Here is a 25,246-nt window from a genome sequence, read left to right as displayed (position 1 = left end):
GCTCAGTGCGCCGGCTCCAGGAAGTTGGCGAGCAGTTGGGGCCCCTGGGGCGTGAGGAACGATTCAGGGTGGAACTGGACGCCTTCCAGGCGCGGCAGCTCGCGGTGCTTGAGGCCCATGATGAGCCCATCCTGCCACGCCGTCACTTCCAGGCACGCCGGCAGGCTCTCCGCGTCCACGACCAGGGAGTGATAACGGGCCGCGGTGAAGGGGGCGGGCAGTCCTCGGAAGACGCCCTGGCCCGAGTGCTCGATGGTCGCCGTCTTGCCGTGCACGGGCACCGGTGCGCGCACCACCTTCGCGCCGAACACCTGGCCCAGGCACTGATGCCCCAAGCACACCCCGAGCACGGGCACCCGCCCGCCCAGGGCCCGGATGACGTCCATGGACACGCCCGCTTCGTGGGGCGTGCAGGGACCGGGCGAGATGAGGATGTGGTCGGGCCGGAGCGCTTCGACCTGCGCGACAGTGATGGCGTCATTGCGCACCACCTTCAGCTCGGCGCCCTGGGCACCCAGCGCCTGCACGAGGTTGAAGGTGAAGGAATCGAAGTTGTCGATGACGAGAATCATCCCGGCCTCCCCACCGATGCCAGGGCCAGGAGTTGCGAGCGCGCCTTGTTGAGCGTCTCCTTGTACTCCTGTCGGGGCTGCGAGTCGTGGACGATGCCGCCTCCCACCTGCGCGTAGGCCTGGCCGTCCTTCACCACCAGCGTGCGGATGACGATGTTCAAATCCAAATCACCCGTGAAGGACAGGTACCCCAGCGAGCCCGTATAGAGCCCACGCGCATGTGGCTCCAGCTCGGTGATGATTTGCATCGTGCGTATCTTCGGCACGCCCGTAATCGTCCCGCCTGGAAACAGCGCGCCCACCACGTCCAGCGGCTCCACGCCCGGCGCGAGCTGGCCGACGACCTCCGATTCAATGTGGAGGACGTGGGCGTACTCGACGATGTCCATCAGCTTCGTCACCTCGACCGAGCCATAGGTGCACACCCGGCCCAGGTCGTTGCGCTCCAGGTCCACCAGCATGGCGTGCTCGGCGCGCTCCTTCTCGTTGGTGCGCAGCTCGTGGACGAAGCGCGCTTCCTCTTCGGGCGTGCCCCGTCGGCGCGTTCCGGCGATGGGCCGCGTGGTGGCCCGGCCGTTCTCCACGCGCACCAGCCGCTCTGGTGAGGCGCTGACGACGTGGAAGCCGTCACCTTCGAGATAGCTGGCGAAGTGGACGGGGTTGATGGCGGACAGCGTCTCGTAGAGCGCGAGCGGCTCACCGGGAAAGTCCACCTCCAGCCGCTGTGAGAGATTGACTTGATACGTGTCACCGGCGCGGATGTACTCGCGCACGCGCTCGACCGCGTCCAGGTAGGCATCGAGGGTGAAGTTGGAGCGATACGCAGAGGTGGGCCCATCCATCTCGGGTGGCGCGCGTGGCGCCGTGGGCGTCGCGGTGCGGACGTGGGCCTCCAACGCGTCCAACCTGCGCTCACAGTCCTCCCAATCCGAGCCCGTGGCCACCGCGAGCAATTGGCCCTCGTGGTGGTCCACCGTCAGGAAGGTATCGATGAATGACAGGTCGATTTCGGGCAGGTGCAGGTCGTCCCGTGGGTGCCGGGGCAGGGACTCGAAGCAGTGCGCGGCCTCGTAGCCGAAGAAGCCCACCGCGCCGCCGCAGAAGAGCGGCATTCCGGGATGACGCACGCCACGCCACCGGCGCAGCAGCGAGCGCAGCACCTCTCGCGGCGTGCCCTGCTGGAGCGCGCCATCAATGAAGCACTGTCCCTCTTTCGCGGTGAAGCGCAGGAAGGGCTTCGCGCCGACGAACGAATAGCGCCCCTCGGCGCTGACCCGGGTGCTCTCCAGCAGGAACCGGCTTTCCGCTGGGAGGGCTCGCAGGAGGTCCACGGGACGCAGCGCCCCGAGCGGAAGCCGCCGCACCACAGGCACCTGGTTGTAGCCCTGGGCCACGAATGTCTCGAAGGACGTCCGGTCCGGGAAGCGCGTGGGGGAGGGCGGGCGGCTCATGTCGAGGCGCTTGATACCAGGAACGTTCCGTCCAGTTCGAGTCGTCCATGGCCCCCGGGCGGGGGGCTCGGTGGAATGAACGCTCCGTGCGGTCAGCGTGAGCCGCGTTCCAGCGTGCGGCGTGCCTCCTTGAGGATTTCGTCCTCGGAGAGCTGGTCGGTGCGAATCGCGGAGCGGTCCGCCTTCAGTTGCTGGACCTTCCCCTCGCGCAGGACATGGAACTGGCCCGGCTTCTGGCCGGGGAGGCGGGTTTCGGCGTCGATGCGGGCCTCGGTGAACATGGGCTTGAGCTTCTTCAGGGCGTTGTCTTCCTTCACCCCGCCGACGAACCAGGTGCGCACGTTCTCCCGGCACTTGTAGTCCAAATCTCCCGGGCTCTGCGTCCCCAGCATGACGCCCACGCCCGCCGAGCGCGCGCGCTTGAGCAGGTTCTCCATCGGCTGCTTCGTTGCGGGCTTGCTCGTCGCGGGCAGATAGATGTCGGCTTCGTCGAAGAGCATGACGGCCTGAAGCCTGGAGGCGGGGTGCTGGCTGGTCCAGCGGTTCGCCTCCAGCAGCAGTTGAGACACCCAGAACCGGACGCGGCTGAGGTCTCCCAGGTACTTGGTGCTGATGATGCTCAGCCGCGTCTTGCCCGGTGTGCTCGCGGCGCCGAGCCCCAGCAGTTCGCTGATGTCCAGACGTTCTCCACCCGTTGCCAGCAGGGGGCGGAGGTCGAGCCGGAGCACTTCGAGGTCCTGGGCGAGCTTGGCGAACGTCTTGGTTGGCAGGCCCCCTGTTTCCTGCCGGAGCGACTCGTCCTGCTCCGCGACGAACTTCTGGACCATCTCCAGAGTCAATTCAGTGCCCGGAGGCCGCTGGACCAACAGGCGCAAGGCCTGCGTGAGCAGCGCCCGGGCTGCCTTGTCATTGGGGCTGGTCTTGTATTCGAGCATGCCCGCGATGGCGTCCGCGGCCTGCTGCACACCTTGTTCACGCTCCTCCGGCGACAGGCTTTCAAGGCCCCGTGGAATCACGGGGATGGCCAGCGGCCGTCCGTCGGAGCGGCCCGGCGTGTAGAGCGCGACCTCGACGCGCTCGCGCAGCAGGCGGCGCCGCTCGATGAGGGCGGGGTCGTCCAGATGTTCCTCCCAGGAGAGGTCCCGCGCGTATGCGGCGAGGTCCCCCTTCCGGTCGACGAGGATGGCGGGCACGCCGCGGAGGAGCAGTTGCTCCAGGACGTTGAGCGCCAGCGTCGTCTTGCCGCTTCCCGTGGTGCCCAGGAAGGCGCTGTGGCGGGTCAGCTCGGAGGGGTCCACGGTCACCACCTGGCTGAACACACCTTCCGAGGAGCCAATCCGCAGCGGTCCTGTGAGTGTTTCCGAGGGACGTGGGGAGGGCGGCGGGGCGGCGGGGCTCGCGTTGCCCCTGAAGCCGATGGGGGGCTTCATTCCCTGGGGCGGTGTCATGGTGCGGCCCGTCAGCATCGGCGATTCGATGGTGATGTCCTGTAACGGGTCATCCGAAAGGGATTCGGCCCGGCCTTGTCTGGCTCCCTGGGAGACGATGGGCTCGCGGGCGGGGCGCACGCCTCTGGCCTCCAGTGCGCTCGTTTCGGAACGGGCAGGAGGGGTGGACTTCGCTCCCGAGAGGACTTCGGCCGGGACAGGCGTTCCATACGGCAACGTCGGTGGGCTGTTGAACAGCTCCGTCTGTGCCTTGGTTGCGGTACTCCGGGCGCCGACATTGGCCGTCGGGACACCCGTGCCACCCCTGGGTGTGGTCTTGGACGTCTTGGGCCCGGAGGACGGGGGCGTGGCGTCTGGCTTCTCCAGCCCCAGGATGTCGCTCACGGACTTGAGCCGGGTGATGGGGCGAGCCGTCCGGCTCCATTCCAGGAGGGCGGCTTCACCCGCATGCCTCTCACGGAAGGTGCGCAGGGCCATGAGGTCCCGAAGCTCCGTGTCTCCGACGACGACCCGGCGTCCGCCCTTGCGGAGCAGCGCGCCCAGTTGCTCGGCGACGACCCCGCCGGGGCGGGCCGGAGGGAAGTCGGTGGTCCGCACCACCACAGGTGTCTTTCCCGAGGCTTTCTTGAGCGCTTCGGTCATCTGCCTGCCGAGGCCGCCGCCACGCGAGTCCCGCTCACACAGCGCGACGAGGAGCTTGCTTCCCTCCGGGTGGACCTGGACGTCCAGCATCTCCTTGTCCTTGGGCTTGACGTCGAAGCGCTTCGCGTCTCCGAGCTCCTTGCCCCCGGCTTCAATGGCCCAGGCCAGCAGCTCCGCGATATGCGCGGGCTCTTCGGGCGGGTCGATTCGCAGGGTGGCGCGGAAGTCCGTCCACAGTTGGTCCATATCCAGCTTGGAGGCTCGCGGCTGCTGCGCCACGGGTGGCGTCGCCACGCCCGGGTCCTGGGGACGTTGCAGCGGGAAGCTGGCAGGCAGCTTGCCGTCCTGGATGGCGCGGTCGCGGTAGCGGCGGCACTCATCCAGGACGTCACGGGCGCGGTGTCCGCCCAGCGCGTCGAAGCCTTTCGCCGGAATGGGCCAGGTCGGGTCCGAGGGGGAGACCGTGAAGCCTCGCTGTTCGAACAGGTCTTGAAGTCGCCGCGCCGCGAGGTCCCTGGCCGTTTCGGCCGTCACGGTCCGCTCCAGCGTCACGGGCTCGGGGTCGTTCTCGATGCGATCCACCGTTCCCTGGTTGAGCAGGGGCTTCATCTTCGACCAGTAGTCGGCGAGGCAGCAGAAGACCACGACCGCGCGAGGCACCTTGCTCGCGATGGCCGCCAGGCTGTTCATCGCGCGCCGGAAGGAATTCTCCATCTGTGGGCGCTGCTCGAAGTCGCTGACGTCCTCGACCTGGTCGACGCAGAGCACGAGCGCCTGGCCCAGGCCGCCCATCAGCCGTCCTAGGTGTTCCACCATCCGCGCCGGCGCGTCGTCGGCGGTCCGGGGGATGAGGTTGCCAATGACGCGCTGGTCCGCCTCGGACAGTTCCTCGCAGCGCAGCCAGTGGAAGATGCGGCGGTTGAGCCGAGGGTCTCTTCGATGCAGGTAGATGAGGGCGCGCAGCAGGTCGACTTCCACTTCCCGGAAGCGAGGGTCCAGCAGCAGCTCATCCGCCACGGCCCGGATGGTGCCGTGCAGCTCCTCATCCTCCAGAATCTTCTCGTCCTGCAGGTGCAGTACGAATGCGCTGTTGCACTGGGCCATGAGCGCGTCCGACAGGTGCATCAGCCCGCTGTCGTCATCGCCTCCCGCCCGAACAAACGGCTTGTCCAGGGAATCGATGAGGTTGGACAGGATGTAGCGGTCGTACTGGGTCGCATCGACGGTCATCGGCATGTAGCCGACGAAGCCCTTCCGCTGACCATGCGCGAGGTTGCGGAAGGCGCGCACCAGGTGCGTCTTGCCGCTGCCTGATTCGCCGAGCAGGAGCAGCAGCTTTCCGGCGCTCGGGGGCGTGTCCGAGGAAGCCTTGTCGAGCAGCCGCTTGAAGGAGCGGCGAGCCGGCGCGTTGAGGGCCTCCACGTCGAACGGGTCCGCCTGCCAGATGTGCTGGCCCTGTTCGACGCTGGTGAAGACCTCGCGAGAGTCATCAAGGAAGATATCGAGGCGGGGGTCGTTGGCCACGGGACGCTCCTGGGTTCGGGCTAGACGACGACGAAGTGGAAGCTGGCGCCGAAGGACCGGACCTCGGACTCGGCGACGTCTTTCGGATCCATGGCGGACACGAGGTCCGCGCGCGTCAGGGACAACTGGCGGGTTCGGTTGGCCTCCAGGAGCGCCGCGTCGAAGGCCTCACGGGTGCTCCACTCCGGCTGGAGGGCCTTCCACACGTGGGAGATGAAGACCTTGTTCTCGCCGAAGCGGCCCGTGGGAAGGGCGCGGGCGACCGACAGCACGCGCTCGGCGAAGGCCGCCGGAGAGGGAGGGGCGTCTGGACTCGTGGGGGCACGGTCCGCCGGCGCGTCCTCGGAGGCGTCGGCGTCCTGCGCGACAGCCCACCGTCGCATCAGTGACAGGCGCACGGCCTCCGCATCTACGCGGGGGGCGCCAGCCGCACGTGCCGCGAGCTGCTCCACGCCCTTGCGCGGGTCCGTCATTTTCGCGTCCAGCATCTGCCCGAGCAGGTGGGCCTGCACCGCGCCCAGGGTGAAGGGCCGGTCCGTCTCGACGCCGAGCTGCCGCCACAACAGCCGGTCCCGCGTCTGCGCCAGGGTGAGGCCTTCCTCGGCGTCCAGCCCATGCTGGCGCTGAAGCGCGGCGGCGCGCACGCCGTCGGCACCCTTCATCCGCGCCATCACCGCCTTCGATGGCCGCAGGTCCAAGCTGCGCGCCACCAGGTGCGTGGCCTTCAGCCTCTTCCACGTCAGCCCGCGCGGCGGCTGGTCCAACTGGAGGAAGCGCAGCGCCTCTGTCCGGCCCTTGGGCGTCAGCTCCAAGCCGCTGCGCCCGCGCACCGCCACGGTTCCTCCGCCCAGCAGCGCCTCCATGAGCGCCTCGAAGCGGAGCTTCCATTCCGCACGGCTGAGCTGATGCTCCACGAAGGGCCGGAGCGCATCCTCCAACTCCTTGCGCGTACCGCGCCGCTCGCTGCGCGTCATGAGCCAGGACAAGGCAATGCCTGACAGCCGGTGGTCAGCGCTTCCCATTCGATGCGTCCTTCCCGGTGAGCTCACCCCTGCGGGTGGCAATCAACGTGTCGAGGGTTTCAAGAATCTCTTCCAGTCGCGTCACCACGTCGTCCGCGAGGAAGCGGACCACCCAGTAGCCCGAGCACTGGAGCGCAACGTCCTTGCGCCGGTCTCGGCGGAAGCCGTCGGGGCTGCGGAAGTGGAAGTAGCCGTCGATTTCCACAGCCAGCTTCAGCTCCGTGCAGAGCAGGTCCACTTCGAGCCTCCGGCCACCTCCGACCGGGTCCACATGGCCATTGAGGACGAAGAGACCTCGAGTGGAGGCATGGTCCTGGAGCCGGGCGTGCAGGAACTTCTCCGCCTCGCTCCGGGCGCGGCCATTGGCGTCCCGGTAGGCCGAGGCGATGGTGCGCACCGCCGAGTCGTAGAGCGCGACGACCTGTTCGGACGAGCCTTCCTGCTGGAGCCGGACGCGCGTGGACGCCACCGCGGCCTCGGGGAACTCGCGGGTGTCTTCGTCGAACTCCGGCTCGGGCAGGTCCAGCCGGCCTTCCCGCAGCATGGCGAGGACGTGGGACTCCTCCCTCCGGAGGTGCTCGGCGAGTGCCTCGGCGGTGAGCACGCAGCCCGTCGTGAGCGCGGGGGCCGCGGTGCACAGGGCCGCGGCGGTGCGGAGCGCCCGGAAATCAGAGGCGCCGGCCCGCACGCGCAGGGCCGGCGTGCTTCCGGCGGGGACCAATGCCATCAGCGTTTGGAGGGCCGGCAGCGGCGCGCGCGCAATGGCCTGGCTCACCGCGTCTGGAAGCACACCGGACGGCGGCGGGGCCGGGCTCTCCAGCAGGGCCCGGCACAGCTCCCAGGTGGCGGACTGTCCTTGCGGGGGCGTGAGGCCTTCCAGCAACACGCGCCGCTGGTGCGCCGTCTTGCCTTGGAACTGGAGCGTCCGTGCTGGGTTCTGAGGCTGGGAGCGAACGACGAACACCTCCGCGTCACCCATCAGGTCCCGTTCCCTGGCGAGTGCCGTCGCCCACGCGGAGACGACGGCGCGCACGTCATCCCCGTCCACGACAACGACACTCAAGCCCCGGCCCTGAATCCACTCCGTCCAGACGGTCAGCGCCCGCTCCGGCGGCCCGACGAGCGTGCTCAGCGTTGCAATGCCTTGCGCGCGTCTCCGGGCATGCCGGTCCAGTGAGCCGAGAAGCGCTGCATCCAATGGTGGGTGCAAGCCATTTCCCCCGAGGTCGCGCGATGGTCTGCCTTCGCGGAGGGTTGGAAGCCTGCTCCTCTCATGGACTTCGATGCAACCCCCTGGGGTGGTGTGGACAGATGAGAGTGATTGTGCTTGGGCGAGTCAGAAATTGAATCCCGAGGTCTTTCGGACCCCGTGCTTGCAATGTCTGTCGTCTGTGCAACGGCTCACGCCTCTTCCACGCCCAGCGCCGCGCGCAGTTCGGGCATCCGGGCCAGGGGCACCGCGCCGAAGACGAAACGGTCCGGCCGCACCACGGCCACGTCCGCGCCGTGCTCCCGGAACCACTCGGACAGCCTGCCGGTGTGGTCCTCCACGCTGTCGTCGCCCAGGCCCGGGACACCCGCGGAGCGCACGGTGACGGCGCGGGCCCCCAGGGATTCGGCCAGCTCCCGGGCCACCTCCGTCCCCGGGCTGCCGCCCCGGCTCAGCACGGCGAAGCCGGAGCCCAGGCTGTCATCCAACAGGTGTTCCTCACCGGACGCACGACGCACGCGCGGTTGGGGAAGGTAGCTGCCTTCCGCGGCCTTCCGGCCCGAGCGGCGGCCGCCCAGCATCCAGCCTTCCTCGATGGCGGGCGCCGGCTTGAAGCGGAATCCCTCCACGAAGCGGCGCGCGGCCGGAACGGCCTGGAGGCCCCGGAGCACGGTGTCACGTACCCAGGCCATGGGCGTGCTGCGCGCGGTGAACACGGAGCCCAGCCTCGCGGTGGCTTCCAGCAAGGCGCGCACGTGCGGACGGCGCTCCACTGCGTAGGTGTCCAGCAGCGCCTCGGGGGCGCGGCCCTGGAGGACCCACGCCAGCTTCCACGCGAGGTTCGCCGCGTCGCGCAGCCCGGACACCAGGCCCTGACCCATGAAGGGCGGCAACAAGTGAGCCGCGTCTCCCGCCAGGAAGGTACGGCCCACGCGCCAGCGCTGCGCCACCACCGAATGAAAGCTGTAGAGCTGCGCTCGCTCCACCGTCACCCGGTCTGGATTCACATATGGCCCAATCAGGCGGCGAATCGTGCCGGGCTGCGTCATCTCCTCGCCCGTCTCGCCCAGGCGCAGGCGGAACTCCCAGCGGAACCGCCCCACGGGACCACGCCCGACGAAGCCGGGGCGGACCGGGTCGCAGACGACATGACATTCGGCGGGGGCGTCTTCCTCCGCCACGGTGCCGGAGATGGCAATCCATGGCTCCTGGCCGCCACGCCCTTCCATGGGGATGCCCAGCAGCGCGCGCACCGTGCTCCGCCCACCGTCACAGGCCACCAGGTAGCGGGCGCGCACCCGGTGCCGGACTCCGGACGTGAGGTACCGCACGGTGACGCCCGCGCCGTCCTGTTCCAGTGACTCCACCTCGGTACCCGTGCGCAGCTCGGCGGCGGGGAAGCGTGAGAGGCCCTCGCGCAGCGCCTTCTCCAGGAGCGGCTGGTGGAAGAACCAGATGGGCGCGTGGCCATAGCCGAGGTCCACCTGGCCCAGTTGGACCTGGGCAATGGGTTGGCCGCGCACGCCGGTGAAGGTGACGTGGCGGCCCTGGCGCAGGTCGGGCTTCAGCGCGTCGAGCAGCCCCGCGGCCTGGTAGATGCGCAGGGCCTCGTCGTCACAGGAGAAGGCCCGGGGTTGGCCATGCGGCGCGGCCTCTCGTTCGAGGACGAGCACGCGCACGCCCTGGAGTCCCAGGAGGTTGGCGGTGAGCACACCCACCGGCCCGCCTCCCGCGATGACCACATCCACTTCCTCGATGTCGGCCGACATGGACTTCCCCCCGGAAGCAGGTCCGCTGCGGGGAGAAGTCTAACGTCCTTGGCCCCCCGCAGGGAGGATGGGCGAGGATTCGCGGAAGATGCGCAGCGAGTCCGCCACGCTGTGGCGGTATTCGAAGCCCGTGGCGTCCAGGAAGCGGCGGTTGTCCACGACGATGGGGAAGCGCAGGTGGTCCAGCGCGCCCATTGACAGGCGGGGGAGGCCGGCCCGGCCCAGCAGCATCGATAGCAGCGGCGCGGGCAGAGGCACCGCCCTGCGCCCTGTCTCCCGGACGATGACGGACAGCGGAATCGGCGGAGGGCCCGCCACGTTGAAGAGGCCCCGGACCTGCTTCTCCAGCGCCAGCGTCAACGCCGTCACCACGTCTTCCTCCTGGAGGACGTGGAAGAGGGGGTCGTACCCGAGCACCAGCGGCACGCGACGGCCCTTGAGGAAGGAGGACAGCGTGCCAGTGCCGGGCGCCCCCAGGGTGTAGGGCAGCCGCAGCACGGCCGTCGTCATCTTCGGCAGGCGCCACAGCGCGGTGGCCGCGTACAGGTCTGCGGCCACCAGGTCGGCCAGCTCCGGAATGGCCTCCAGCGCGCGAGGCGGCTCGTCCTCGGAGTGGTACAGCGGCGAGTCCGGCGCCGCGCCGTAGAAGGTGTGCCGCCCCACGAAGAGCACCTGCTTCACGCCATGGGCCGCGCAGTGGTCGAACACCGCTTTGGTGCCGTCCAGGTTGATGCGCCCGCGCTCCTTGCCCGGCACCGTGAAGGCGGTGACGGTGGCCATGTGCACCACGGCTTCGGGACGCCAGCGGCGGAAGACGTCCTCCGCAGCGCGCTTGCGCACATCGCCCCGGTAGACCTGGATGCCGGCCTCTTTGGCCTCGGCCCAGGGGCGGGTGTCGATGCCCGCCACCTGATGCCCGCGCGCGTGCAGGTGCAGCGCGAGCTGACGGGCAATGCCTCCGGAGATGCCTGGAATCAGCACCCTCATGGCAACAGGTTCCTCCCAATCCGCCGGCTGTGCCGCTGCGCGCGGCCGCGCTCGATGAGCCCCGCGATGCGCTGCTTCACCTTCTCCACATAGCCCTCGATGACGTGGTCCTCTTCGTCCCCCGTGCCATGGAAGACGAGCGGCTCGCCGTAATGGATTTCCAACTGCACCGGCAACGGCAGCGGCAACAGGTAGGGCGTCAACGGGACGTAGGGCACGCCGAGCAGCTTCCCCAGCGTGTACGCGTTGAACACCGTGGGGACGGCCGAGCCGCCGCCCAGGAACGCGAAGGGGATGATGGGCGAGCGCGTCTGCAACGCCAGGCGGACGAAGCCGGTGCCGAAGTCCACCAACGAGTAGCGCTCGTTGTAGAGCTTGGCCGTGCCGCGCGCGCCCTCGGGGAAGATCATCAGCAGCCGGTCATCCTCCAGCAGGCGCTTGGCGTGCTCGGGCAGCCCGATGAACTGGCCGGTGCGGCTGGCCCACAGCGAGGACACGGGGAAGTTGTGGAGGAAGCGCTCCACCATGCCCTGCGCCAGCCGGGGCGGGTCCATCTCCAACATGGTGGACGTCAGCACCATGGCCCCGTCCACCGCCACGCCGCCGGAGTGGTTGCCCACCAGCATTCCGCGGCCCCGCGGGGGGATGTGCTCCACCCCGTAACAGCGCACGCGGAAGTAGTAGCGGTAGATGGCGCCAAAGACGCGCAGCGCGTGTTTCACGTGAGACTTGGAGATGCCGTACGGGTCGACGCCGTATTCGTTGAAAGGCAGTTCCAGCCGGTCCACCCGGGCTTCCAATGAGTCGGTCAGGGCCACGGGGGCACCGTACCACCCCGACGTGCCCAGCCCCGCCGCTTTCCACACCGGGTTCGTTGGGCACCCGCCGGGTGTTGAGCGATACTCGCCCGCGCGCCCCCCCAGCCCCCCATCCATGACACACCAGGACGAGCTCGCCATCGAGGTGAAGGGATTGGTCAAACGTTTCGGCGACGTCACCGCCGTGGACGGAATCGACCTGGACATCCGCCGTGGCGAATGCGTCGGCCTCCTGGGCCCCAACGGCGCGGGCAAGACGACGACCGTGGAAATCCTCGAGGGCCTCCAGACGGCCACCTCGGGGGAGGTGCGGCTCCTGGGGTTGCGCTGGGAGACGGACGCGCCGGTGCTGCGGGAGCGCATTGGCATGACGCTCCAGGAGACGCGGCTGGTGGACCAGCTCACGGTGGAGGAGATGGTGCGTTTGTTCACCTCCTTCTACCCACGCCCCCTGGAGGTCGAGGCGCTCATCGGGCTGGTGCAGTTGGGCGAGAAGCGCCATGCCCGGGTGGGCAAGCTGTCCGGTGGCCAGAAGCAGCGGCTGGCCTTGGCGCTGGGGCTGGCGGGCGACCCGGACGTGCTCTTCCTGGACGAGCCCACCACCGGGTTGGACCCCCAGTCGCGCCGCGCCTTGTGGGACGTGGTGGCGCAGCTCAAGGCGCGCGGGCGCACCGTGGTGTTGACCACGCATTACATGGATGAGGCCGAGGTGCTGTGCGACCGGCTGGTCATCATCGACCGGGGCCGGGTGATTGCGCGCGGGACGCCGCGGGACATCATCACCACGCTGGGCGCGGAGCAGGTCATCGAGCTGGAGGCGGAGCCCTCGCCGGACCTGGAGCGGTTGCGCCCGCTGCCGTCGGTGGTGGCCGCCCAGCGGCACGCCGGCCGCATCACCCTGCGGGTGCGGGAGCTGCACCGGGCGCTGCCGGAGGTGCTGCGCGAGGTGGCGGCGGGGGGCGGCCAGTTGCTGCACCTGTCCACCCGGCGCCCCACGCTGGATGATGTCTTCATCGACATGACGGGCCGCTCCCTGCGCGAGTCCGCGGAAGAGAAGGCGGCCTGATGAACGCCCTGGGCCAACTGGTGTTGATGCGGCTGCGCATGTTGATGCGGCAGCCGGAGGTGCTGTTCTGGACGTTCATCTTCCCCGTCGTCACCTCGCTGTTCCTGGGGTTGGCGTTCCGGAATGACTCCCTGGGCCCGGTGCGTGTGGCCGTGGCGGAGGGGCCGGGCGCGCCGGCGCTGATGGCGAAGCTGGAGGGCGTGCCGGAGCTGTCCGCCGAGGTCGCGGACGAAGCGTCCGCCCGGCGTCGGCTGGCGCGCGGGCAGCTCTCCCTGGTGCTGCTGCCGGGCGCGGTGCCCGAAGCGCTGGTGGACCCCAGCCAGGCGGAGGGTCGCACCGCGCGGCTCCTGGTGGAGCAGGCGCTCGCCGCGCCGGAAGACGCCGCGCGTCCCGCCGTGGTGAAGGCCACGCCGGTGTCGGAGCCGGGAAACCGTTACGTCGACTTCCTCATCCCCGGCCTGCTGGGCCTGTCGTTGATGTCCAGCAGCCTGTGGGTGGTGGCGGGCTCGCTAGTGGCGATGCGCGGAGGCAAGCTGCTGAAGCGGCTGGCCGCGACGCCCATGCGGCGCTCCCAGTTCTTCGTGTCCTACATGCTGGCGCGCGCGGGGTTCGCGCTGGCGGAGGTCTTCTTCTTCTGTGCCTTCGCGCGCTGGCTCTTCGGCGTGCCGATGTTCGGCAGCTACTTCACGTTGACGCTCGTGGGGCTCGCGGGTGCGCTGTGCTTCGCCGCGCTCGGCGTGCTCGTGGCCATCCGGGCGCGGACGGAGGAGGCGGTGGGCGGGCTCGTCAACCTCGTTTCGCTGCCGATGATGTTCGTCTCCGGCGTCTTCTTCGCGTCCGGGAACTTCCCCTCTTGGTTGCAGCCGGTCATCCGCGCCTTGCCGCTCACGGCCATCAATGACTCGCTGCGGGCCGTCATGCTGGAGGGCGCGGGCCTGGCTTCGCTGGGTGCGCCCATGTTGGTGCTGGCCGCGTGGACCGTGGTGCCACTGCTGCTGGCTCTTCGTTGGTTCCGCTGGACGTAAAGGAGCGCTGCTTCGTGTCACAGCCCGTTTCCGCGCCGTCCCCCGCCTTCGTTCAGCAGCTCAACTTCCACGCGCGAGATGCCAGCAACGAAGCGGCGGCACTTCAGGCCGCCTTCGTGCTCGGCCTCTTCGGACACCTCCCGGAGACGGGCTCGGGCGAGCCGGTGTCCTTGGAGACGCTCGCGAAGCGGGTGGGCGGCACCTGGCGAGGGACGCGCTCTGTCGTCGAGCCGCTGGTCGCGTTGGGCTTCGTCCACCTTGAGGAGGGGCGGGGGTATTCGCTGCCCGCGTCGACCGCGGCCTTCCTCCAGGACGAGGCGTTCACTACGAGGCTGAAGGAGGCGCGGCGGTGGTGGCATCCGCTCGCGCTGCTGTCCCAGGCCGTGCGCGGTGGCGGCCCCGTGGCGTGGGGTGGGGAGTCGTGGGACGTGCTCGGGTGGTACCGCGCGCTGTTCCTGTCGCCCGCGCCCTCCACCCCGAGCGCCGAGGCCCGGGACTTCCATGACCGCTTCGCCCGCAACCCCGCGCGCACGCTGGCGTTGGTGACGGCCGCGGAGCTGGACGTGCTGGTGAAGCTGGTGCGCGGGCCTGTGCCGCTGGACGTGCTGGCGCGGGAGGTGGGCGCGTCGGCGGAAGCGCTGGAGGTGCTCCTGGGCGCGCTGGCGGCAATGGGCATCGTCCAGGCGCAGGAGGCAGGCTGGGGCTTCACGGAGGCCGCGGGCCGGGCGCTGGACGCCCAGAGCCTTCCGTACTTCCAGCGAGCGCTGCCGGCGACCATGGCCTACTGGGAGGCGCTGGGGCACCTCGACGAGGCGGTGCGCGAGCAGCGCTTCCGGCTGGACTTGCGTGACCCGGAGACTGCGCGGCGCATCTACCAGGAGAATGCTTCACGCATCTCCAGCATCTTCGCCTCGCACCTGCGGCTGAGCCGGCAGGCCGCGACGCTGGTGCGGTCGATGCGGCCATTGGCACAGGCGCGCGTGTTGGACGTCGGCACGGGCTCGGGCGTGTGGGGCGCGGCCTTCGGGTTGGTGGCCCCCACCACGCACGTCACGTACCTGGATTCGCCGCACGTGCTGGACGCGGTGCGCCCCCACCTGGCGAAGCTGAAGCTGGAGGCTCGCTCCGAGCTGTGGGCGGGGGACTGCCTCTCGGTGGACTACGGCGAGTCCCGCTACGACGTCATCCTGCTGCCGCAAATCATCCCCGCGCTGCCGCCCTCGGAGCTCCCGAGCTTCTTCGCCCGGCTGGCTCGAGCGCTGCGTCCCGGCGGGCTGCTGCTCATCTCCGGCTACCTGCTGACGGACCGGCGCGACGGCCCGCTGGACGCGCTCTACTTCGCGCTGCGCCGGTACGTGACGAACGAGGGGGACGTGCTGTCCCTGCCGGAGTTCCGCGCGCTGCTGGGGCCGGTTGGCCTCACGGACGCCCGCGGCTTCGACATGCCCATTCAGCAGGTTGTCATCGCTCATCGGGGCGACGTCGCGTGGCCGGACGTCGCTCCCTCCGCCTGATTCCTTTTCGGGAGCATCATGGAACCGCTGCGTACCTTCTTCATGGAGGACTACCTGGAGGGCTCGCGCTTCACCGCGCGCTTCAACCTGGGGGAGTCCGGTGGGCGCCCCGTCACCGTGGGCGAGCTGCTCCTCGGCTCGGGCGTCAGCGCCGAGCGCGCCGCCGAGGTGTTCCTCTCCACGCCCTTGAATGACAGCCCCAACTGGGGCCGCGCGGACCTGCGCGACGCGGTGGCGGCCATGCACCCGGGCGCCACGCGGGACAACGTCCTCATCACCACCGGCACCAGCGAGGCGTTGCTGCTGCTGTTCCGCCAGCTCCGCCCGCGCAAGGTGGCCCTGGCGTGGCCGGCGTTCCAGCTCCTCTACGAGCTGCCCCAGCGGCAGGGCGCGGAGGTGGTGCGGTTGCCCGTGACATGGGACGCGAACGGCGTGCCGTCCGTGGACGCGGACCTGTGGCTGGAGCGGCTGGAGCGCGAGCAGCCCGACACCGTCATCATCAACAACCCGCACAATCCCAGCGGCCTGGTGCTGACGGCGGAGCTGCTGTCGGCGGTGGAGCGCTGGGCGGAGCGGACGGGCGCCACGGTGGTGGGGGACGAGCACTACCGCTTCCTGTCCTCGGAGACGTCCGTGCTGGGCGCGTCCGTGTACCGGCCGGGCTCGCGGCACTTCGTCACCGGCTCCTTCATCAAGTGCCTGGGCTGCCCGGGGCTGCGCATCGGCTGGACGGTGGGTGACACGGCCATGCTGTCGCGGATGCAGAACGAGAAGAACTACACGACGCACACCGTGAATCCGGTGACGGAGTGGGTGGCGCGCGAGGTGCTGCGGGATTTGGACAGTCCTGCGTTGCGCCGCGCACGGGAGGACTGGCTGCGCAATCGCGCCACGCTCTCTGCCTTCCTGGAGCGTTCGCGCGGTGTCTATGGCGTCGCGCCCCAGGGCGGGCTCGTCACCTGCATCGGCCTGCGGGAGGCTCGGGACGATGCCAGCGCGGAGACGCTGCTCAAGGCCCTGTCGGACGCGGGCGTGTTCGTCCTGCCGCTGAGCGCCATGGAGGCGGGCTCGCCGGACGGAGCGCATCCGCTGGAGCGCGGGCACGGTTTCCGATTGGGGCTGGGCATCGCGCCGGAGCGCTTCTCCGAGGCGCTGGACGCCATCGAGCGCGCCACCGCGCGCTGAGCGCCCGCGCTACCGCGTCAGGGACGAGAAGGCATGCTCGCGCGCGGCATAGTCCGCGTCGCGCAGCAGCAGTTGATGCACGCGCCCCTGGAAGGGCGTGGGCACCGCGGGGAAGAGGTGGTGCGTGAGGTGGTACTCGTCGTTGCGCGGGAAGACGAGCCGGTTGAGCCAGCCCCACGCGAAGACGTGATTGCGGGAGCGGTGGAACTCGTCCGCGGAGGAGATGATGCCCGCGTGGTCCACCGCGTCTGACCAGTAGCGGATGACCTGGTAGGCGACGAAGTAGGGGATGACGTAGGCCCGTAGGAACACGTCCCAGCCCACGACGAAGTGCGCCACGGCGAGCAGGCCGCCGATGAAGCTCCAGCGCAGCAGCGTCACCCAGACCGGGTCCTCGCGGTGGAACAACACCGGGCGGATGAAGGCGGGCAGGTGGATGAGCAGCAGGGGACGCAGCAGGTGCGACTTCACGAAGGGCCGGTCCGGGTCCGCGAAGCCGAAGCGGCGGCGCGGCTGGAAGTCCAGGTCCTTCTCCGCGTCACCCAGGTGGAGATGGTGGCTGAAGTGGTCCCTGCGATACGGGTCCAGGGCCGTCAGGTCGAGCACCGCCAGCAGGTGTCCCAGGTTCCGGTTGTGGCGCTTGCCGCGCACGAGCATGCCGTGACACGCCTCGTGGAGCATGTTGCCCACCGCGCGAAAGCGCGTCGCGATGAGGAAGGCCATCAGCGGGTACAGGAGCCAAGCGGCGCGCGGCGCGTGTGGCAGCAGCAGCTCGAACGCCGCCGCAATGGCCACGGCCAGGCCCAGGTGCAGCGCCAGGTGGGCCAGCGCGCCGGGCACGGAGTGCGCGTGGTAGCCGAGCGCGGCGACCTCTCGTGCGTATTCAGCGCGCAGCCTCGCGGCGACAGACGTCGGGCGCACGCCACGCACGGGCCGGGCGGCCGGGGACGGCAGGGCGTCGCTGTCCTCCTGCGGCGCGGCGCTCACGGGAGACCTTTCGGGGCGAGGGGGCGGACGGGGGGAACGCTAACCGGGCACCCTTCTCCGGGCAAGGCGAGGGGCCGGAGATGTATCGCGCTGTGTCAGATGTATCGCGCTGTGTCAGACAGAAGGCGGCCGGGGCGGTGGGGCCAGCGCGGTGGGCAGGGCCACGCCGTCTCGCGCGGCGAACACCAGTTCCTGGGTGGGAAGGGGGATGCAGACGGACGTGGTGAGGCCCACGTCCGCGAGCAGCTTCGCGTACTCGGACGCGGACAGCAGGTCACCCTCGTTCGTCATGAAGCGACGGAAGCCGAAGTAGAGGTGGTCCAGGGGGCCGTCGCGGCGCTCGTTGAGCACGTACTCGGCGATGACGAGGATGCCGTCCGGACGCAGTGCCCGGGCCACGCGCGCGAAGATGTCTGGGACGTCCTTCGGGCTCAGCACGTTGAGCACCTGGGGGAGGATGATGACGTCGAAGTCCGCGGCGCCGAAGTCCTGGGTGAAGAGGTTCCCTGGCCAGAAGCGCGCCCGGTCCGCGACCTCCAGCTTCGCGACGTTGCGGCGCACCTGCTCCAGCACGATGGCCTGGTCGAAGTACGTGACGTGTGTGGAGGACGACGCACGCGCGAAGGCCGCGCCCCATACGCCCGAGCCGGTGCCGATGTCCAGCACCGCGGCGCCCTCCAGCGGACGCACGCCCGCGAGCGTGGCCGCGGCGCGGCGGCTGAGTTGGAAGTGGGTGGCGAACACGGCGGTGATTTGCTGGGAGTTGTCCGCGTAGAAGCGCCCGCTCACCTCGGGGTCCTTCAGGTCGAGCACGTAGCGCTCGTGACGCACCGTCTCGTCCAGGCGTCCGAGGGCCTCCCAGTACCGCGCGGACACGGACAGCGAGCGCACCAGGTAGGCCAGGGCCTTTCCTTCCAGCAGTGTCTTCGCCTCAGGTGTCAGCGCCCACCCATCCTCCTGGCGCCGCGTCATTCCCAGCACGGCCAGCGCTTCCAGCAGCACCCCGGGGGCACGCGTGGACGTGGACTCGCCCAGCGCCTGCTCCGTGCGGACGTCCTCGGCGAGTGCTGCCAACAACCCGCTCTGTCCCGCGGCCAGGAGAACCTGGGTACGCAGGCCGCTGCGGGTGAAGCGGTCGAAGAAGTCCTCGTGCGCGGGAGTGGCGAACGGCGTGGGAGCTACCAGCCGCTCGCGCAGGTGGCTGAGGACGTCCCAGCGCTGTCCCTCGAAGTCCACCGGCTCGCCGGACTTCACGGCGTCGGCCAGCAGCCCCATGGGGCCCCACCAGGGGAGCTCGGCTTGAAGCTGCTGGCGGAAGGCCGCGTCGCCCAGGAGGGTGGCGGTGTGGGGCGCGAGGCTGAAGCGGCGCGCGTCGTCCATGCGGACGAAGTCCAGGCACACCAACAGCTCCAGCAGGGAGCGGAGTCCTCGCGCGGAGCAGCCGAGCCGCTCCGCCAGCGTCTCCACCGGCAGTGGTTCGCCACGGCCCTCCACGGTGAGTGCGTCGAAGAGTCCCACCCTGAGCGCTGTCTGGAAGAGGGCGGACTCGTTGGAGGCGTTGCGCGCCCAGAAGTGGAGTGACTGTGCGAGGGAGACGGGCTCGTGGGGGGCGGCCATGGGCCCTCAGCTTGTTCCCACCCGTCCTCCGGGTGCAACCCGGCTCCCTCGCGGCAGGGCCGGGAGCGGCTCTGATACACTTGAGACATGGAATCACGCGCGTCGATGGTGCAACTCGTCGAAGAGTTCCTGCGTGCGGAAGCGCGCGTCCGTGACGTCTGGGTGTCGCCCGAAGTGGCCTGGGTGGTGCCTCGGCGCGCGGTGCGAGCGGCTGAACTGGACGCACTGCTTCACGAGCGCCTGGGGCCGGATGTGCCCGCCGTGGCGCTGGTGGACGCGCTGCCCCGGCTCGATTCCGGCGACGTGGATGCGGCGGCGCTGCGCCAGTGCATGCCGCCTGTGCCCGCGAGGCTTCAGGCCCTGGAGGACGCGCTCCGGCAGCAGGGCATCGAGGCGGTGGCGCTCGTGGGGACCCGGCGGGACGAGGAGGTCCACACGCCGCTGGACGCCTTGCTTCCCGCCGCGCTGCGGTTGAAGGCAGGGGGCGTGGCATCCGTGTCTTCGGCCCGGGCTGCGGCGCGGATGGACGCGGGCGGCCGGCCTTCCCTCATCGATTCAGGACCGCGCAGCGTGCCCGCGGGAGCGCCGCGGACGCTCGTCGAACTGCTCCAGCAGGCCGTTGCGCACGCGCCCGAACATGTCATCACCTTCATCGACGTCCAGGGGCAGCGGGAGACGCTGACGTTCGCCGCGCTCTGGGACGAGGCGCTCCGGCTGTGGGGCGGTCTGCGGGCGCGGGGCACGAAGGCGGGTGACAGGGTGATGCTCGCGATGGAGCGCCCGGGTGATTTCGTGCGTGGCTTCTGGGCCTGCACGCTCGGCGGCGTGGTGCCGGTGCCGCTGGCGCTGCCGGCGTCGCTGGAGCGCTCGCAGCCTGGTGTCGCGCGGCTCATCTCGGTGTCGGAGCGGCTGGGGACGCCGTGGCTGCTCACGGAGGCGAGGGCCACGGCACCGCTGTCGGAGGCGGGGCTGCGCGCCCTGTCGCTGCAATCCCTGTCGGGCGCGGAGCCGGGGCCCCTCGCGGCCGTGGACCCGGAGGCGCCCGCCATCCTCTCCTTCACGTCTGGGAGCACCGGGCGTCCCAAGGGCGTGGTGCTGAAGCACGCCAACCTGATGGCGATGGGCGAGGGGATGGTGGCCGGCGGTTGGTACCTGCTTGGGGACGTGGGCGTGAGCTGGATGCCCTTGGACCACGTGGCGGGGACGAGCTACCCCCACCTGCTCGCGCTGCGCACCCGCACGCCCCATGTACTGGTGGCGCGCGACTACGTCCTGGCGGACGTGCTGCGCTGGCTGGATTTGCTCTCGGAGTTCGGCGGGACGATGAGCTGGGCCCCCAACTTCGCCTACGGCCTGGTGGCGGACCGGCTGGAGCGCGAGGAGCGCCGCGCGTGGCGGTTGGAGCAGGTGCGGGTGCTGGCCTCTGGTGGCGAGTCCGTGCTGCCCGCGACGCTCCGGCGCTTCTCCGAGCCCCTGCGCGACAGCGGATTGCGCGAGGACGCGGTGTGCCCGGCCTGGGGCATGGCGGAGACGTCGTCCTTCTTCTCGATGACGCGGGGCGTGCGGACCCATCCGGTGGAAGCGGCGACGGAGCTGGGACCGCCTCCGGTGGGCGCGGCCCTGCGTGTGGTGGACGATGCCGACGCGGTGGTTCCCGAAGGCCAGGTCGGCCACCTTCAGGCCCGGGGTGCGCAGGTGCTGTCCGGCTACCTGGATGACGCGGAACTCAACGCGCGCTCCTTCACGGCCGATGGCTGGTTTCGCACCGGGGACATGGCCGTGATTCAGGACGGGCAGATGTCCATCGCGGGGCGCCAGAAGGAGGTCCTCATCCTCCACGGCAACAACGTCTACCCGCAGGACATCGAGGAGGTGGTGGAGTCGGTGCCTGGCGTGCTGCCGTCGTACACCGTGGCCTGCCCGACGCGGAGCGGTACGGCACAGACGGATGAACTGGCTGTCTGCTTCGTGCCCACGCCGGATGCGCCGCCGCTGGCGGAGTTGCTGCAGAGCATCCGGGAGAAGGTGGGCCGGGTGCTCGGCTTCCATGTCGCGCACCTGTTGCCCCTGGAGCGCCAGCAGGTGCCGCGCACGGAGCTGGGGAAGCGGGGTCGCACCGAACTGCGGCGCCGTTTCGAGGCGGGCGAGCTGGAGGCCGAGTACCACCGCGCGCTGCGCGTCCTGGGCGGACCCGCCACGATGCCGCCGTGCCTGGCGGTGTCCCGGTGGGTGCCTCGGCCGCTGACGTCCAGGGCGGGAACACACGGTGCCGTGGTCGTCATCGCGGACGAATCGTTCGCCGAGGCATTGCGCGAACAGGCCGACGGCCGCGAGGTGGTGCGGGTGGCGCCGGAGGCGAGCGGTGAACTCGTTCGTGCCATTGAGGCCCTTGCGGAGCGCCGTGTGCCTTGTGGTGACGTGGTGGTGCTGCTGCCGGAGGCGCGGGAGCCGCCCGCGGTCCGTGAGTCTTTGCTTCGCGGGGAGGTGACGGCTGCGGATGGGCGCCAGCAGGACGCTGCCTTCAGAGCGCCTGGCAGAGGCGTGTCCGGGGGCGTTGGTGCACCTGCCCAGGGCACGGCCTCGGACGGCGCGATGCAGGCGGCGCCGGCCGTGCCTCTGGCCGCACCTGCCCAGGGCACGGCCTCGGACGGCGCGATGCAGGCGGCGCCGGCCACGCCTCTGGCCGCACCTGCCCAGGGCGCGGCCTCAGATGCGGTGCCGCAAGCGGCGGTGGCCTCTCGCCTGGCGCCACTGCTTCATGCGCTCCAGTCCCTGTCCAAGCGAGGCGAGGACGCTCCGGTCGTGCGCGTACTCGCGGCGCTTCCGGAGCCGGGAGGGGACGACGCGGCTTCGCTGGCCGCCTTGCTGACGCCGGGCCTGCTCTGGAGCGCCGGGGCGGAGGTTCCGGGGCTGGAAGCCAGGGGGGCGTGGATGCCTCCGGGCGCATCCGCCACCGCCCACGCTGTCGCCCGCGAACTCGCCTCCCAGGATGCCGCGCGCGAGGTCGCGTGGCGGGAAGGCACGCGGTGGGAGCGCGTCTTCACCCCATGGACGCCGCCACCGCTCGCGGCACCCCAGCGCCTCAAGAAGGGAGGGCTCTACCTGGTAACAGGCGCGCTCGGTGGCCTGGGACGTGAATGGGCACGTCAGCTGCGGCAGGGGCTGGACGCCCGGCTGCTGCTCGTGGGGCGGCGCCCTCATGGTCCCGAGGCAAGGGCGCTGGAGTCCGAGCTGGGCACCGCGAAGTATGTCTCCGTGGACGTTACGGACGAAGTCGCGCTTCGGAATGCCGTGCACGACGCGGAGGCGCACTTCGGTCAGTCGCTCGATGGCGCCTTCCACTTCGCGGGCACGCTGACGCCCGTCGCGTTGGAGCACGAGACGCCGGAGACACTGGTACAAGGCGCCGCCGCACATGTACTGGGCGCGAGGGCCATCGCGACCGTCTTGAAGGACAGGCCCCAAGCCGTCTGCGTCTTCGCGGCGTCGTTGATGGGAACGGTGGGCGCGGGGCGCCACGCGGCCTACTGCGCCGGCACGGGCTTCCTCGAACGGTTCGCCGAGCGGCTGACCGCACAGGGCCGCCACGCGGTGGCGGTATCACTGAGCCAGGTGCGGGAGACGGGGCTCGCGCGCTCACTGGGGGCCGCGCCGCCGGGCTACCGGGTGCTGGAGCCATCCCAGGCCCTGGCCTCCGTGGCCTTGGCGGTGGAGCACGCGCCCGCGCACCTGCTGTCAGGCGTGGTGGGGTCGGCCTGGCCCTGGCGTCAGGCGGGATTGGGCGAGGGGCAGCGCCTGGACACGGCCCATGTCTTCCTGGTGCAGCGGTCGGGAGACGTCGCGCCCGTGGGACTCTCCGACGCGGTGCTTCATCTCCTGCCGGAATGGCCCCGCCGAGCGGACGGCGCGGTGGACCGTGAGGCCCTGGCCGCCGACCTCTCAGGGGCGGGGGACGGAGCCGCCGCCGGGCCATTCGAGACGGTGGTGATGGACGCCTTCCACGAGGTCCTCGGGGCCCAGGGCGTGGGCGTCGGTTCTGACTTCTTCACGCTGGGCGGCAGCTCGCTCCAGGCCACCCGGGTGGTGGCGCGCATCAACGAGCGCACCGGCCTGCAACTGCGCGAGGTGGCCTTGTTCGAGCACCCCACGGCCACGGCGTTGGCGGAGCACGTGCGACGCGTGGTGGACCTGACGCAGTTGGACATCTCGGTGCTCAGCGACGCGCAGGTGGATTTGCTCCTGCGCGTGTTGGAGCCCACGTGAGCGAGGCGGTAGTCCCTCCGTCCCGTCCGTTGTAGCGTTCACCTACCCGGGCATACGTCTTGCCCGGGCATGGCACCGGACCGAGGAGTCTGCGTGACGCTGTGGTCGCTCACCGTTCAAAGTGTGCTGGCCCGCCCCCGAAGCTGGGTGGTGGGGCTGCTGGCGGCAGGCGCGGCGGCGCTGCTGACGCCGGGTGTGTCGTTGATGGGCAGCATCCATGACGGCACGCGGCGAAGTCTCATCGAGAGCGGCGCGGGGGACCTCCAGGTCTACGCCGCCGCCTCCACGGGAACGCCCCAGGTGGTGGTGGGGCCAGGGGGCGTCCCGGACCTGCAGCCCATTCCAGACTACGGCGCCCTGGAGCCGCGGCTGCGCGACCTCCCCGGCATCCAGGAGGTGGTGCCGCTGGAGCTGGGCATGGGCGCCGTGTTCCGTGGCAACGCCCTGGATGAAAAGCTGGCGGTGTTGCGCGAGGCGGCGCGGGCGCCGGCCTCCGAGGAACGGGACGCACGGCTGCGCCGTCTGGGCGAGGACCTGCGGCTGACGCTGGCGCGGGTGGCGCGCAACGCGGATCGCCGGAGCGAGGCCTTCGCGGAAGAGCCCGCCTTCGCGGATGACCTGCGCGTGCTGCGGGACGCGGCCGAGCCCGCCTTCTGGGAGCGGCTCACCGAGGACCCACAGGGCCTGCTGGAGGTGTTGGAGAACCGCGTGGCGCGGCAAGCGGGCGAAGGTGAAGAGCTTCCGGTGGACTACCTGGGCACGGACGTGGCGCGCTTCGCCCGGGCCTTCCCGCGCTTCGAGCTCGTCTCCGGGCAGCTTCCTCCGCCAGGGACGCGGGGCCTCGTCATGGGGCACGCGACGTACGAGCAGCACTTCAAGCACCCCATCGCCGTGCGCATGGACACGCTGCGCCGCGAGCGCGAGCGGGGCCTCACGTTGGCGGAGGACGAGCAGCTCCGCACGCTGGTGGAGCGCAACGTCGCGGAGGTGCCGGACCTGGTGGCTCGCCTGGACATCGAGCGCGCCACGGCGCTCCAGGCCGGACTGGCCCGCGTGCTGGGCGAGCCGGGCGAACTGGAGGCCCTGCTGGCGCGCTTCCTCTCGGTGGACGACGCCAACTTCGACACCCGCTTCGGACAGTTCTACGGGGAGCTGGCGCCCTCGCTGCCGCTGTACCGGCTCAAGCCCGGGGACGTGCTGTCACTGAAGACGCCGCTGGAGAGTGGCACCGCCGTGCCAGTGCGAGTCTTCGGCATCTTCCGCTTCCGGGGCCTGGGCGGCGACGACGGCCGGGTCAACACCATGAGCGTGGTGGACCTCGTCACGGCGCGGCACCTGTCTGGCCGCTTCACCCAGGCACAGCAGGACGAGGCACGGGCGCTGTTCGAGACCTTTGGCATGGAAGGGGAGGCCATGGCACCCCCCGAGTCCCTGGACGCCTTCCATCCGCCCGACATCGTGGACGCGGATGCGCAGACGGCGCACACCGAACAGGCCCCGGTCTTCGAGCGTGCCCGGGCCCTGCCGGAGACCTTCTCCGAGGACGAACTCTCACGCGGCACGGTGTTGCAGGCCGCGGTGGTGCTGGCGCCCGGCGCCTCCGCCGAGGACGTCGCGGCCCGCATGCGCACGCTGCCCGGTGGTGAAGCCCTGGCCACGGTGGGTTGGCAGGAGGCGGGTGGGCTGCTGGGCGGTCTGGTGGTGATGCTCCAGGCGGTGCTGCTGCTCTTCGCGCTGCTGATGTCCTCCTTCGTCGCGCTGGTTGCCGCTGGAACGCTGCTGCTGCTGGCGCGGGAACGCGTGGCGGAGGTCGGCACGCTGCGCGCGGTGGGAATGCAACGTCGCGAGGTCTTCACCTCGCTGCTGCTGGAAGGGTCGCTGCTGGGCGGTATCGGCAGCGTCCTGGGCGCGGTGCTGGGCGCGGCGCTGCTGTGGCTTGCGACCGGGGATGGCGTGGCGGTGGAAGATGGCTCCCTGCAGTTCTTCCTGGGCGGCCCGGTGCTGCGTCCAGCGCTGTCGCTGGGCGGAACCGCGGCCGTGGTGGTGGCGGTGACAGCCGTGGTGCTGCTGGCGACATTGGTACCGGCGTGGCGAGGCAGCGCGGTGGAGCCCATCGAAGCCATGCGGAAGGGCGAGGGCTGAACCG

Annotated in this window: 16 protein-coding genes; 6 read left to right on the top strand and 10 right to left on the bottom strand. The window is 70.4% G+C overall.

Translation table 11 applies throughout. The features are described from left to right. Positions 1 to 2: 2 nt before the first annotated feature. The 8 genes from FL344_RS06610 to FL344_RS06575 form a co-directional block, all read right to left on the bottom strand. Positions 3 to 572, bottom strand: coding sequence for an aminodeoxychorismate/anthranilate synthase component II (locus FL344_RS06610; protein ID WP_011551700.1), 570 nt, complete (start codon positions 570 to 572; stop codon positions 3 to 5). Further along, on the bottom strand, positions 569 to 2,023 hold the full coding sequence (locus tag FL344_RS06605; protein WP_141617925.1) for an anthranilate synthase component I family protein: 1,455 nt from the start codon (positions 2,021 to 2,023) through the stop codon (positions 569 to 571). Before FL344_RS06605 ends, FL344_RS06610 begins: the two co-directional genes overlap by 4 nt. Before the next feature lie 92 nt (positions 2,024 to 2,115). Beyond that, positions 2,116 to 5,637 (bottom strand): DUF87 domain-containing protein, encoded by a 3,522-nt coding sequence (locus FL344_RS06600; protein ID WP_141617924.1) that lies wholly within the window; start codon positions 5,635 to 5,637, stop codon positions 2,116 to 2,118. 20 nt (positions 5,638 to 5,657) lie between these two features. Further along, positions 5,658 to 6,659 (bottom strand): hypothetical protein, encoded by a 1,002-nt coding sequence (locus tag FL344_RS06595; protein ID WP_141617923.1) that lies wholly within the window; start codon positions 6,657 to 6,659, stop codon positions 5,658 to 5,660. After that, positions 6,646 to 7,857, bottom strand: coding sequence for an endonuclease domain-containing protein (locus FL344_RS06590; protein ID WP_228564835.1), 1,212 nt, complete (start codon positions 7,855 to 7,857; stop codon positions 6,646 to 6,648). Before FL344_RS06590 ends, FL344_RS06595 begins: the two co-directional genes overlap by 14 nt. Before the next feature lie 203 nt (positions 7,858 to 8,060). After that, positions 8,061 to 9,638, bottom strand: coding sequence for a bifunctional 3-(3-hydroxy-phenyl)propionate/3-hydroxycinnamic acid hydroxylase (locus tag FL344_RS06585; RefSeq protein WP_141617921.1), 1,578 nt, complete (start codon positions 9,636 to 9,638; stop codon positions 8,061 to 8,063). Between the two features lie 39 nt (positions 9,639 to 9,677). Beyond that, positions 9,678 to 10,625, bottom strand: a complete 948-nt coding sequence (locus FL344_RS06580; RefSeq protein ID WP_090484221.1) for an SDR family oxidoreductase — start codon at positions 10,623 to 10,625, stop codon at positions 9,678 to 9,680. Further along, positions 10,622 to 11,443: a lysophospholipid acyltransferase family protein gene (locus tag FL344_RS06575; RefSeq protein WP_141590145.1), complete on the bottom strand. Its 822-nt coding sequence runs from the start codon at positions 11,441 to 11,443 to the stop codon at positions 10,622 to 10,624. The genes FL344_RS06580 and FL344_RS06575 overlap by 4 nt, the downstream gene beginning before the upstream one ends. Positions 11,444 to 11,558: 115 nt before the next feature. Between FL344_RS06575 and FL344_RS06570 the strand changes: the two genes are divergently transcribed. From FL344_RS06570 to FL344_RS06555, 4 genes are read left to right on the top strand one after another with little or no spacing between them, the layout of a single operon-like run. Next, entirely contained in the window at positions 11,559 to 12,509 is a 951-nt protein-coding gene (locus FL344_RS06570) for an ABC transporter ATP-binding protein (RefSeq protein WP_090484217.1), read from the top strand. Then, a complete protein-coding gene (locus FL344_RS06565; RefSeq protein ID WP_141617920.1) occupies positions 12,509 to 13,534 on the top strand; it encodes an ABC transporter permease in 1,026 nt (341 codons plus the stop codon). Before FL344_RS06570 ends, FL344_RS06565 begins: the two co-directional genes overlap by 1 nt. 14 nt (positions 13,535 to 13,548) lie before the next feature. Beyond that, on the top strand, positions 13,549 to 15,048 hold the full coding sequence (locus FL344_RS06560) for a class I SAM-dependent methyltransferase (RefSeq protein WP_141617919.1): 1,500 nt from the start codon (positions 13,549 to 13,551) through the stop codon (positions 15,046 to 15,048). A gap of 18 nt (positions 15,049 to 15,066) precedes the next feature. Further along, positions 15,067 to 16,233, top strand: a complete 1,167-nt coding sequence (locus FL344_RS06555) for a pyridoxal phosphate-dependent aminotransferase (protein WP_141617918.1) — start codon at positions 15,067 to 15,069, stop codon at positions 16,231 to 16,233. A 9-nt stretch (positions 16,234 to 16,242) separates the two neighbouring features. Here the strand turns inward: FL344_RS06555 and FL344_RS06550 are convergent, their stop codons facing one another. Together FL344_RS06550 and FL344_RS06545 are read right to left on the bottom strand one after the other, a co-directional pair. Further along, positions 16,243 to 17,220 carry a fatty acid desaturase gene (locus tag FL344_RS06550; RefSeq protein WP_141617917.1) on the bottom strand — a complete coding sequence of 326 codons (978 nt, stop codon included), beginning with the start codon at positions 17,218 to 17,220 and terminating at the stop codon, positions 16,243 to 16,245. A 114-nt stretch (positions 17,221 to 17,334) separates the two neighbouring features. Beyond that, positions 17,335 to 18,837 (bottom strand): class I SAM-dependent methyltransferase, encoded by a 1,503-nt coding sequence (locus FL344_RS06545; protein WP_141617916.1) that lies wholly within the window; start codon positions 18,835 to 18,837, stop codon positions 17,335 to 17,337. Between the two features lie 87 nt (positions 18,838 to 18,924). Here FL344_RS06545 and FL344_RS06540 point away from each other — a divergent pair, with 87 nt between their 5' ends. Both FL344_RS06540 and FL344_RS06535 read left to right on the top strand, forming a co-directional pair. Next, a complete protein-coding gene (locus FL344_RS06540) occupies positions 18,925 to 23,100 on the top strand; it encodes an SDR family NAD(P)-dependent oxidoreductase (RefSeq protein ID WP_228564834.1) in 4,176 nt (1,391 codons plus the stop codon). 93 nt (positions 23,101 to 23,193) lie between these two features. After that, positions 23,194 to 25,242 carry an FtsX-like permease family protein gene (locus tag FL344_RS06535; RefSeq protein ID WP_228564833.1) on the top strand — a complete coding sequence of 683 codons (2,049 nt, stop codon included), beginning with the start codon at positions 23,194 to 23,196 and terminating at the stop codon, positions 25,240 to 25,242. Positions 25,243 to 25,246: the final 4 nt, after the last annotated feature.

It is taken from the genome of Myxococcus sp. AB036A, from assembly GCF_006547355.1.
Taxonomy (GTDB): domain Bacteria; phylum Myxococcota; class Myxococcia; order Myxococcales; family Myxococcaceae; genus Myxococcus; species Myxococcus virescens.
The sequence above is the reverse complement of the archived record's forward strand: the minus strand, read 5'-3'. Positions and strand labels throughout refer to the sequence as shown.

Excerpts from the sequence above, each read along its gene's own strand:
- FL344_RS06610 (WP_011551700.1), bottom strand. The coding sequence starts at position 572 with ATGATTCTCGTCATCGACAACTTCGATTCCTTCACCTTCAACCTCGTG.
- FL344_RS06605 (WP_141617925.1), bottom strand. The coding sequence starts at position 2,023 with ATGAGCCGCCCGCCCTCCCCCACGCGCTTCCCGGACCGGACGTCCTTC.
- FL344_RS06595 (WP_141617923.1), bottom strand. The coding sequence starts at position 6,659 with ATGGGAAGCGCTGACCACCGGCTGTCAGGCATTGCCTTGTCCTGGCTC.
- FL344_RS06585 (WP_141617921.1), bottom strand. The coding sequence starts at position 9,638 with ATGTCGGCCGACATCGAGGAAGTGGATGTGGTCATCGCGGGAGGCGGG.
- FL344_RS06580 (WP_090484221.1), bottom strand. The coding sequence starts at position 10,625 with ATGAGGGTGCTGATTCCAGGCATCTCCGGAGGCATTGCCCGTCAGCTC.
- FL344_RS06570 (WP_090484217.1), top strand. The coding sequence starts at position 11,559 with ATGACACACCAGGACGAGCTCGCCATCGAGGTGAAGGGATTGGTCAAA.
- FL344_RS06565 (WP_141617920.1), top strand. The coding sequence starts at position 12,509 with ATGAACGCCCTGGGCCAACTGGTGTTGATGCGGCTGCGCATGTTGATG.
- FL344_RS06555 (WP_141617918.1), top strand. The coding sequence starts at position 15,067 with ATGGAACCGCTGCGTACCTTCTTCATGGAGGACTACCTGGAGGGCTCG.
- FL344_RS06545 (WP_141617916.1), bottom strand. The coding sequence starts at position 18,837 with ATGGCCGCCCCCCACGAGCCCGTCTCCCTCGCACAGTCACTCCACTTC.
- FL344_RS06540 (WP_228564834.1), top strand. The coding sequence starts at position 18,925 with ATGGAATCACGCGCGTCGATGGTGCAACTCGTCGAAGAGTTCCTGCGT.